The sequence below is a fragment of the Kitasatospora sp. NPDC056181 genome, assembly GCF_042266225.1.
Taxonomy (GTDB): Bacteria; Actinomycetota; Actinomycetes; order Streptomycetales; family Streptomycetaceae; genus Kitasatospora.
Map to the genome: position 1 here is coordinate 1 of NZ_JBHJUK010000240.1, position 9,224 is coordinate 9,224.

A 9,224-nucleotide genomic window follows, 5' to 3' on the forward strand; every position below is an offset into this window, starting at 1 on the left:
CCCCCCCCCCCCGGGCCCCACCCCCCCCCCCCGGCGGCCCCCCCCGCCCCCCCGCCGCGCGGCCGCCCGACGCATTCGTGCGGCGGGTCCGCGCGGGCGTACGCCCCTGTGTGATCGGCCACAGCGCCCGTCCCGCCCGACCGACGCACGAACTGCCTTGTGCGCGGGGCGCATGCGTCGCCCGCGTGGTTCGTACGCCCAACCGGCGCACGCTTCCTGACGCAGCGGCCGCTGCCCGCGGCAATCGGCCGAAACCCGCTGACGCGCCCGCGCCACGGCGGCACCGCCCGTGTCCGGGCCGTCGACGCCGGGCCGCAACCGTGGATATGGTCGGTCCCCATGGCTGGCAGAGCGCAGGGCACACCGCCCCGGACGACTGCGACGAGGCCCGGCGCCGAGGCGGCGTCCGACCCCGTGACGGCCCGGTTGCGCAAGAGGCTCCGCCGGGTCCGCCGAAGGCTGCGCACGGCCGGGGTCGACTACTTCCGCGGCGGCGCCGCCGACTGGCCCGTGTTCTGCGCACTCGCCCTGCTTGTCCCGCTGCTGATCCTGCTCAACATCTGGATCCCCGCCTGGGCGCCGCCCACCTCCCTGGTCCTGCCGATCCTGGCCGCCGCACTGCTGCTGCGCCCGGGCAGCCTGGTGATGCTGTACGCGCTGGCCGCGCTCGGCCTCTCCGCCGAGTCCGTCATCCACACCGGCCAGCGGGTCGCCAGCGCCGACCCGGACGCCTACACCTACGGCGTCACCCCCGGCGCCGCCCTGGTGGTCGGCGCGGCCGGGGTCGGCGGCCTGCTGCTGGCCCAGTTCCGCAGCCGGGTCGGCGTCCCGTGGTGGGGCGGCTCCACCATGCTGTTCGACCTGCGCGAGCGCCTGCGGGTGCAGAGCCGCGTCCCCCGGCTGCCGGACGGCTGGCACGCGGACATGGCGCTGCGCCCGGCCGGCGGGCAGTCCTTCTCCGGCGACTTCGTGGTCGCCGCCCGGACCGGCCCCGGCCAGCGGGTGCTGGAGGTGGTCCTCGCGGACGTCTCCGGCAAGGGCATGGACGCCGGCTCCCGGGCCCTGCTGCTCTCCGGTGCCTTCGGCGGCCTGCTCGGCTCCCTGCCCGCGCACGACTTCCTGCCCGCCGCCAACGGCTACCTGCTCCGGCAGTCCTGGGAGGAGGGCTTCGCGACCGCCGTCCACCTGGTCCTCGACCTCGACACCGGCGAGTACGAGCTGCTCTCGGCCGGCCACCTGCCCGGCATGCAGCGCCTCGCCGGCGCCGGGCGCTGGGAGATGAAGGAGGCCTCGGAGGGCGCGGCGCTCGGCATCTACGACGGTGCCAAGTTCGAGGGCGTGCGCGGCCGGCTGAACCGCGGCGACGTCCTGCTGCTCTGCACCGACGGCATGGTCGAGGCACCCGGCCGGGACCTCTCCGAGGGCATGGACCGGCTGATGGGCGAGGCCGACCGGCTGGTCCCCGGCTCGGGCCCCGGCGCCGGCAGCGGCGCGGCCGGCCGGCTGATCGAGACGGTCGCCCGGGACATCAACGACGACCGCGCGGTGCTGCTGCTCTGGCGCGACTGAGGCGCCGGCCCGGCCGTCCCGGCCCGGGGTGCGGACGCGCACATGCCGTGAGCAGGTGCTGTCAAGCCCGGGAGCTGATCTTCGGCCAATTCCGACCCGCCGTCACCTGAGCGGACCTGCGGCTTCCGGTCCCGCCCGCCGGGCGCTTCGCCGCCGCTCAGCGAGGCCCCGCAGACGATTCGTCAGAACGTCTCGGCTATCGTCTCGGTCGGCGGAAACTCGTCTCGCATCGCAGGATATCGACGTCCGGCTGACGGCCAGACCTTTACGCAACCGGCACGGTCGACCACACTGAGTCCGGGCGGGACTGGTCAGGATTCGGGGGATGGGGGCGTCACGTGCGGCACGACGGGCACCGTGCGGCCGCGGTGGGCTCTCCCTCCGGCCGGGACAGGCCGGACGAACTGCAGTTCCGCCTCGGGACCGTCGGACAGACCGGGGTCCGGCTTCGCAGGGGATGCCACCCGCTGGCACCCCGCTATGAAACGAGGAAGTGAGTCCGGGTGGCACTCTCCGTCTCCGCGCTGGTCCTGTTCGGCGTCATCTGCTTCATCTTCATCCGCAACAAGCAGCTGAAGACCGGGCACTTCATCCTGGCCGCGCTGTTCGGCTTCATGCTCAACCAGAGCACGGCGGCCGGGCCGATCCAGGACTTCCTGAACCAGATCGCCAAGAGCATCTCCAGCATCGCCAGCTGACCCCGGGGCCTCGTCCGAGGCCCGTCCGGGTTCAGCGGGGGGCGGCCGTCCGGGTCACCGGCCGGCCCGTCTGGCCTGCCTCCAGCGTCCGAACAGCCCCCGGGCACGTGCCGCCGCCACGGCCGGGGCCCGGAGTGCCGCGGGCTCTGCCGCGCCGGCCTGCGCGGCCGGCCGCGCAGGCGCCTCCCGGGCCGTCAGCAGGACGAACAGCCGTGCCCAGCAGAGGCGTTCGCCGCGCGGCCAGTCCAGTGCGCGCAGCGCCGCCGAGGCGGCCTCCGACACCTCGCCGTTGACCCGGACCTCGGCGACGTCGTCCCCCGCCTTGCCGCCGAGGAAGAGCTTCACCCCGTTCGGCCCGTGCCCGGCCAGCTCCGGCAGCAGTGCGGGCGCCAGCGCGGGCAGCACCCGGTTCTCCGCCAGCCAGCCCGCCAGCCGTTCGTTGCCGAACCCGAACACCGCCGCCGGCCCCTGGACGGCGTGCCAGCCCGGCAGCTCCGGGTGGTCGGCGTGGTCGCCGTGCTCGCCCCGGCCCTGCTCCTGCTCGACCAGCGCCGACGCGGTGGTGGTCGCCCACATCCGCACCGCGTTGGCGAGCTTCTCCTCCTCGGTCTTGCCGAGGCCGGCCGCGCAGTCCCAGACCACCGGCGCGTCCGCGCGGCCGAGTTGGAGCACGTAGCCCAGGTCGACGTGGCCCGTGCCGTCCTGGCCGGGGTGCTCGCGCACGGCCACCGCGGTCGTCCCCGGGCCGCGCACCACCTCGCCGTCGGCCGTGAACTCCTGCCCGAAGCGCGCCATCTCCTGGATCACACAGCGTTGTATGACGGCCAGTCGGTCCTGGGGACGCACGGGTACTCCTCCACCTGGGGCTCGCGGCCGCCTCGGCGCGCAGCGTTCTCGAAACTGCGCTCGAACGCCGCCGAGGCTATCGGCCCGGAGCCCCACCGGGAAACCGCCCCGGTGCCCGCCCCCGGGCTCCTCCGGTCGCGAGAATGTCCTGAATGCCCCACTTTGGGTAGCGGCAACCGTAGGCCACCGCCTGGAGAACCGCATGCCCCGCACCGACCTGACGCCCCCTGGGCCGCTGCTCCTCACCCCGGACGGCTCCGGCCTGGTCGCCGAGGTCGAGGCGTACCTCGCCTCGCTGCCCGCCCCGGCGCGCACGCCGGTCCCGTACGTCCCGCGGACCGGCTCCACCGTGCAGCCCTGGCACGCCGGCCACCCGCTGCCCCGGGCGACCCTGCTGGACCGGGTGCTGCGCCGCCCGGCCCGCCCGGTGCCGGTCACCGCCGCCGACCACCTGCGGCTCGCCTCCCGCTACATCGGGGCGTTCGGCTGGGTGCAGGGCGCGATGTGGGACCGGGCCGGCCGGGTCTGCCTGCTCGGCGCCCAGGCCGCCGTCCTCGCCCACGGCTACGGCACCCCGCAGACCGTCCGCACCGCGCGGGTCCAGGTGATGGAGGTGCTGCACGCCACCGGCCGCCCGGCCTGCTCCCCGGACGAGTACAACGACCGCCCGACCACCCGTCAGGCCGACGTCCACCAGCTGCTCGACCGGGCCGCCGCCCGGGCCGCCCGGCTCGGCCTCTGACCGCCTGACGGGTCGTCGGGCGGCGCCCGCCGGAAACGCGAACGGCCCCGGGGAGACGATGGTGTCTCTCCGGGGCCGGACTGTTGGAGCGGGCGACGAGAATCGAACTCGCGTGACTAGTTTGGAAGACTAGGGCTCTACCATTGAGCTACGCCCGCGCGATCCCCCGGCCGTCACCGGACGGAAGGTCGGGAACAGCGTACCTGGTCCGGTCGGCTGCGCGCACACCACATTCGTTGTGAGGGCCTCGGAATATGTCGGCGAACCGGCAGGGCCCGGCGTGTACGCTTCCTCTCGGCACCACGGGGTGTGGCGCAGTTTGGTAGCGCGTCCGCTTTGGGAGCGGAAGGCCGTCGGTTCGAATCCGGTCACCCCGACAGTGCGGCAGGGTCTCGTCCTCGGCGGGGCCCTGTTGGCGTCTGCGGCTCCGTTGGCGTCCGCGGCTCCGGTCCGGCATGGTGGGTGGTTGATTTTTCACCCAAAGCTGGAGCCCCGATGAGGATGAACCCCAAGATCGCGGTCGGAGTCGTCTTCGTCGCCTCGCTGTTCATGTCGATCATGGACACCACGATCGTCAACGTGGCGCTGCCCGCGATCGGCCGGCAGTTCGGCACCGACCCGGCCGGGGTCGGCGTGATCAACGTCGGCTACCTGGTCAGCCTGGCCGTCTTCGTCCCGCTCTCGGGCTGGCTGGGGGACCGCTTCGGCACCCGCCGGGTCTTCCTCGCCTCGCTGAGCCTCTTCACCGTCGCCTCGCTGCTCTGCGGCGCGGCCGGCTCGATGACCTCGCTCACCCTCTACCGGATCCTCCAGGGGGCGGCCGGCGGCCTGCTCACGCCGGTCGGGATGACCATGCTCTTCCGCGCCTTCCCGCAGGAGGAGCGGATGCGGGCCACCCGCGTCCTGATGCTGCCCACCGCCGTCGCCCCCGCGGCCGGGCCGGTGCTCGGCGGCTGGCTGGTGGACGGCTGGTCCTGGCACTGGGTCTTCATCGTCAACGTACCGGTCGGCATCGCCGCCCTGGTCTTCGGCCTGCTCTTCCTGCCCGACTACCGCGCCGAGCGGGCCGGCCGGTTCGACGCCGCAGGGTTCCTGCTCTCCGCGGCCGGCTTCGGCGCCGCGATGTACGCGCTCTCCGAGGGCGCGTCCGAGGGCTGGGGGAGCGCCCGGATCCTGGCCTCGGCGCTCGTCGGCCTTCTCGCGCTGGCGGCCCTGGTCGTGGTCGAGCTGCGCCGCCCCGAGCCGATGCTGGACCTGCGGCTCTTCCGGGACCGCATCTTCCGCACCACCAACCTGCTCTCGCTCTTCTCCGGCGCCGCCTTCCTCGGCATGCTCTACCTCTTCCCGCTGCTGATGCAGGACGCCCTCGGCATGGACGCCCTGCACAGCGGCCTGATGGTGTTCCCCGAGGCGCTCGGCGTGATGCTCGCCTCCCAGGTGGCGGGCCGGATCTACCCGCGCGTCGGCCCGCGCCGGATCCTGGCCGCCGGCGCCACCGTGGTGGCCGGCTGCCTCGCCCTGATGACCACCATCGGGCCGGACAGCAACCTCTGGGCGGTGCGCGCCCTGATGTTCGTCACCGGCTACGCGATGTCGCACGTCTTCATGCCCTCGCAGACCGCGGCCTTCGCCACCATCACCCCGCGCGCCACCGGCGCCGCGTCCACCCTCTACAACGCGCAGCGCCAGCTCGGCTCCGCGCTCGGCGTCGCGGTGCTCGGCACCGTCCTGACCGCCGTCGGCCCCCTCACCACGGACGCTTCGGGTACGCCCGTGGCGAACCTCACCGCCTACCGCGCGGCCTTCCTCACCGCGGCCGGCCTGGCCCTGGTGGCGGCCGCGATCGCCTTGCTGGTACGGGATTCCGACGCTGCCGCCACCATGCGCCCGGTACCGGCCGGGGGTACCGGGGAGACGGCGGGAGAGGTCGCTCGGGAACCCGTCGGCACGGCCTGAGCGGCCCCGGACGGCGGCGTCCTGGCGTCCGCCTTTCGTGGTACCGGTAGGATGGGGCGCTGGCGGTAGTCCCTGTGGCGTCCACCCAGGTCAACCGCACGAGGGCGAGGAGTCACGCTCACCGTCCACCCCCCCACGGGAGATGCAGCTCCAACCGCCCATCGCCCGTCTCGCCCGACCCGCCCGTACCGGCCCCGGCCGGCGGCCCGGGGAGGGCGGAGGCAACCTGACCGCAAGCCCATAGGAGACCAAACCGTGAAGAGCGCCGTCGAGACTCTGAACCCGACCCGGGTTCGACTCACCGTCGAGGTGCCCTTCGAGGAGCTCAAGCCCAGCCTCGACGCGGCGTACAAGAAGATCAACCAGCAGGTCTCGGTCCCGGGCTTCCGCAAGGGCAAGATCCCGAACCGGGTCATCGACCAGCGTTTCGGTCGTGGCGCCGTGCTGGAGGAGGCCGTCAACGACGCCCTCCCGCGCTTCTACACGCAGGCAGTCGACGAGGGCAAGATCGAGGTTCTCGGACAGCCCGACATCACCAACATCGAGGGTGTCGAGAAGATCGCCGATGGCGGCGACCTGAAGTTCACCGCCGAGGTGGACATCCGCCCGGAGATCACCCTCCCGGACTTCTCGACCATCGAGGTCACCGTCGACCCGATCGTGGTCACCGACGAGGACGTCGACAAGTCCCTGGAGCAGCTGCGCGAGCGCTTCTCCTCGGTCAAGGACGTCGAGCGCGCCGCGGCCGCCGGCGACATCGTCGTCGTCGACCTGGAGGCCAAGGTCGACGGTGAGGTGCCGGAGGACGGCACCGCCGCCGGCGTCAGCTACGAGATCGGCTCCGGCCGTCTGATCGACGGCATCGACGACGCCGTCGTCGGCCTGGAGGCCGGTGGCACCGCCACCTTCTCCACCGAGCTCAAGGGCGGCACCCAGGCGGGCAAGACCTCCGAGGTCACCGTCACCGTCACCGCCGTCCAGGAGAAGGAGCTGCCCGAGCTGGACGACGAGTTCGCCCAGCTGGCCAGCGAGTTCGACACCCTGGAGGAGCTGCGCGGCGACTCCCGCAAGCGCCTGGAGCGCATGAAGGAGTACGACCAGGCCACCCAGGCCCAGGAGAAGGTGCTCGACGCGCTGCTGGCGCTGGTCGAGATCGAGTTCCCGGAGAAGCTCCTCAAGGACGAGATCGAGACCCGCAAGCACAACCTGGAGCACCACCAGCTGGAGCCGATGGGCCTCAACCTCGCGACCTACCTGGAGACCCAGGGCAAGACCGAGGAGGAGTTCCTGGCGGAGACCGAGGAGCAGGCGAAGAAGGGCATCAAGACCCAGTTCGTCCTGGACCAGATCGTCGCCGACGAGGAGCTGGGTGTTAACCAGGAGGAGCTCACCGAGCACCTCATCCGCCGTGCCGCCGGCTCGGGCCTGACCCCGGACCAGTTCGCGCAGCAGGTCGTCCAGGGTGGCCAGGTGCCGCTGCTGGTCGGCGAGGTCGCCCGCGGCAAGGCGCTGGCCACCGTGGTCGAGGCCGCCAAGGTCGTCGACACCGAGGGCAACGAGATCAACTTCGACGACGACGAGACCGACGAGTCGGGCGAGACCGTCGCCGCCGAGGCCCCGGCCGCCGAGGCCGAGGCCGAGGAGAAGACCGAGGCCTGACCGCCCCGGTAGCCCCGAAGCAGCAGCGGGCCCGGACGCCGTACACGGTGTCCGGGCCCGCCGCGTTCCCCGGCCGGCCGGCGCCGTTCCCCGCGCCGTTCCCCGCGCGCGCCCGCGGCGCGCGCCGTGAACCCTGCGCTCACAGCGAACAGTTCTGCGTGAGGGATTCTGCGGCCCGGCCTGCGCGTTAGGGTCCTTGGACAGCAACAATCACGACGTGATACCCGAAAGCTGTGCGACAGCGTGACGGCCGTGGAGCGACCGTCCAAATCGACTGAGCAGGTGGCTAAGTGACGTTCCCGCAGATGCAGATGCCTGGCCCGATGGCGCCGCACGCCGCCTCTGGTGACGTGCTCGGCGGCCTGGGCGACCAGGTCTACAACCGGCTGCTCAACGAGCGGATCATCTTCCTCGGCCAGCAGGTCGACGACGACATCGCCAACAAGATCACCGCCCAGCTGCTGCTGCTGGCCGCGGACCCGGACAAGGACATCTTCCTCTACATCAACTCCCCGGGCGGCTCGATCTCGGCCGGCATGGCGATCTACGACACCATGCAGTACATCAAGAACGACGTCGTCACCATCGCGATGGGCATGGCCGCCTCGATGGGCCAGTTCCTGCTGACCGCCGGCGCCAAGGGCAAGCGCTTCTCGCTGCCGAACGCCAACATCCTGATGCACCAGCCGTCCGCCGGTCTCGGCGGCTCGGCCACCGACATCCGCATCCAGGCCGAGCAGCTGCTCCGCACCAAGAAGCGGATGTCCGAGCTGATCGCCTTCCACAGCGGGCAGTCCTTCGAGCAGATCACCGCGGACTCCGACCGCGACCGCTGGTTCACGCCGGAGGAGGCCCTGGAGTACGGCCTGATCGACGCGATCATGCACAGCGCCGCGGACGTCCCGGGCGGCGGCGGCACGGGCGCCTGAGCCTCGGCCCCGGCTCCCACGAGACCACAGCCCCAACGCTCCGGAGGACCAGAAACCCCATGAACATCCCCAGCCTGTCCAGCGCCAAGGCACGCGTCGAGGACATGCGCGCCGAGGGCCGCTACATCGTCCCGCGCTTCGTCGAGCGCACCTCGCAGGGCATCCGCGAGTACGACCCGTACGCCAAGCTGTTCGAGGAGCGCATCATCTTCCTCGGCTCGCAGGTCGACGACGTCTCCGCGAACGACATCATGGCCCAGCTGCTCTGCCTGGAGTCCATGGACCCGGACCGCGAGATCCAGATGTACATCAACTCGCCCGGCGGCTCGTTCACGGCCCTGACGGCCATCTACGACACCATGCAGTACGTGAAGCCGGACATCACCACCGTCTGCATGGGCCAGGCGGCCTCCGCGGCGGCCGTGCTGCTCGCCGCCGGCACCCCCGGCAAGCGCATGGCGCTGCCGAACGCCCGTATCCTGATCCACCAGCCGTACACCGAGACCGGCCGCGGTCAGGTGTCCGACCTGGAGATCCAGGCCAAGGAGATCTTCCGGATGCGCGAGCAGCTGGAGGAGATGCTCTCCAAGCACTCGAACAAGTCCGTCGAGCAGGTCCGCGACGACATCGAGCGCGACAAGATCCTGACGGCCGACGAGGCCGTCGAGTACGGTCTCGTCGACCTGGTCATCTCCACCCGCAAGGCCTCGCTGACCTCCTGAGGGTCGGCACCGGCCGGGGGGGGGGGCGCGCGCCCCGTCGCCGGCCCGCGCCGGCGCGGCGCGGGGCCGGGCTGGTGTTGAAGTGAGGAAGCAGGAGAGCGGA

8 protein-coding genes and 2 tRNA genes are annotated in these 9,224 nt (G+C 72.3%); 8 read left to right on the forward strand and 2 right to left on the reverse strand.

What is annotated here, in order from left to right; genetic code table 11:
• The first annotated feature begins 339 nt into the window (after window positions 1-339).
• A complete protein-coding gene (locus ACFC1F_RS41530; protein WP_376166788.1) occupies window positions 340-1,569 on the forward strand; it encodes a PP2C family protein-serine/threonine phosphatase in 1,230 nt (409 codons plus the stop codon).
• A gap of 503 nt (window positions 1,570-2,072) precedes the next feature.
• Window positions 2,073-2,267, forward strand: coding sequence for a hypothetical protein (locus ACFC1F_RS41535; RefSeq protein ID WP_148645154.1), 195 nt, complete (start codon window positions 2,073-2,075; stop codon window positions 2,265-2,267).
• A gap of 54 nt (window positions 2,268-2,321) precedes the next feature.
• On the opposite strand, the gene ACFC1F_RS41540 is transcribed toward ACFC1F_RS41535, so the two are convergent.
• The gene (locus ACFC1F_RS41540; protein WP_376166790.1) at window positions 2,322-3,113 is read right to left on the reverse strand and encodes a DUF6348 family protein; all 792 of its coding nucleotides are present in this window, start codon (window positions 3,111-3,113) and stop codon (window positions 2,322-2,324) included.
• 202 nt (window positions 3,114-3,315) lie between these two features.
• On the opposite strand from ACFC1F_RS41540, the gene ACFC1F_RS41545 reads away from it, so the two are divergent.
• Window positions 3,316-3,855, forward strand: a complete 540-nt coding sequence (locus ACFC1F_RS41545; RefSeq protein ID WP_376166792.1) for a hypothetical protein — start codon at window positions 3,316-3,318, stop codon at window positions 3,853-3,855.
• 84 nt (window positions 3,856-3,939) lie between these two features.
• On the opposite strand, the gene ACFC1F_RS41550 is transcribed toward ACFC1F_RS41545, so the two are convergent.
• Window positions 3,940-4,013, reverse strand: a tRNA-Gly gene (locus ACFC1F_RS41550).
• A 145-nt stretch (window positions 4,014-4,158) separates the two neighbouring features.
• On the opposite strand from ACFC1F_RS41550, the gene ACFC1F_RS41555 reads away from it, so the two are divergent.
• The 5 genes from ACFC1F_RS41555 (at window position 4,159) to ACFC1F_RS41575 (ending at window position 9,121) form a co-directional block, all read left to right on the forward strand.
• Window positions 4,159-4,232 (forward strand) — tRNA-Pro (locus ACFC1F_RS41555).
• Window positions 4,233-4,350: 118 nt separating this feature from the next.
• The gene (locus ACFC1F_RS41560) at window positions 4,351-5,811 is read left to right on the forward strand and encodes an MDR family MFS transporter (protein WP_376166794.1); all 1,461 of its coding nucleotides are present in this window, start codon (window positions 4,351-4,353) and stop codon (window positions 5,809-5,811) included.
• Window positions 5,812-6,066: 255 nt separating this feature from the next.
• Window positions 6,067-7,470: a trigger factor gene (gene tig, locus ACFC1F_RS41565; protein ID WP_376166796.1), complete on the forward strand. Its 1,404-nt coding sequence runs from the start codon at window positions 6,067-6,069 to the stop codon at window positions 7,468-7,470.
• A 311-nt stretch (window positions 7,471-7,781) separates the two neighbouring features.
• A complete protein-coding gene (locus tag ACFC1F_RS41570) occupies window positions 7,782-8,399 on the forward strand; it encodes an ATP-dependent Clp protease proteolytic subunit (RefSeq protein ID WP_305067940.1) in 618 nt (205 codons plus the stop codon).
• A gap of 59 nt (window positions 8,400-8,458) precedes the next feature.
• The gene (locus ACFC1F_RS41575; RefSeq protein ID WP_209416571.1) at window positions 8,459-9,121 is read left to right on the forward strand and encodes an ATP-dependent Clp protease proteolytic subunit; all 663 of its coding nucleotides are present in this window, start codon (window positions 8,459-8,461) and stop codon (window positions 9,119-9,121) included.
• The last annotated feature ends 103 nt before the right edge of the window (window positions 9,122-9,224 follow it).

Coding starts and splice junctions, on each gene's coding strand:
- ACFC1F_RS41570 (WP_305067940.1), top strand. CDS start 7,782: ATGCCTGGCCCGATGGCGCCGCACGCCGCCTCTGGTGACGTGCTCGGC.
- ACFC1F_RS41560 (WP_376166794.1), top strand. CDS start 4,351: ATGAGGATGAACCCCAAGATCGCGGTCGGAGTCGTCTTCGTCGCCTCG.
- ACFC1F_RS41575 (WP_209416571.1), top strand. CDS start 8,459: ATGAACATCCCCAGCCTGTCCAGCGCCAAGGCACGCGTCGAGGACATG.
- ACFC1F_RS41530 (WP_376166788.1), top strand. CDS start 340: ATGGCTGGCAGAGCGCAGGGCACACCGCCCCGGACGACTGCGACGAGG.
- ACFC1F_RS41545 (WP_376166792.1), top strand. CDS start 3,316: ATGCCCCGCACCGACCTGACGCCCCCTGGGCCGCTGCTCCTCACCCCG.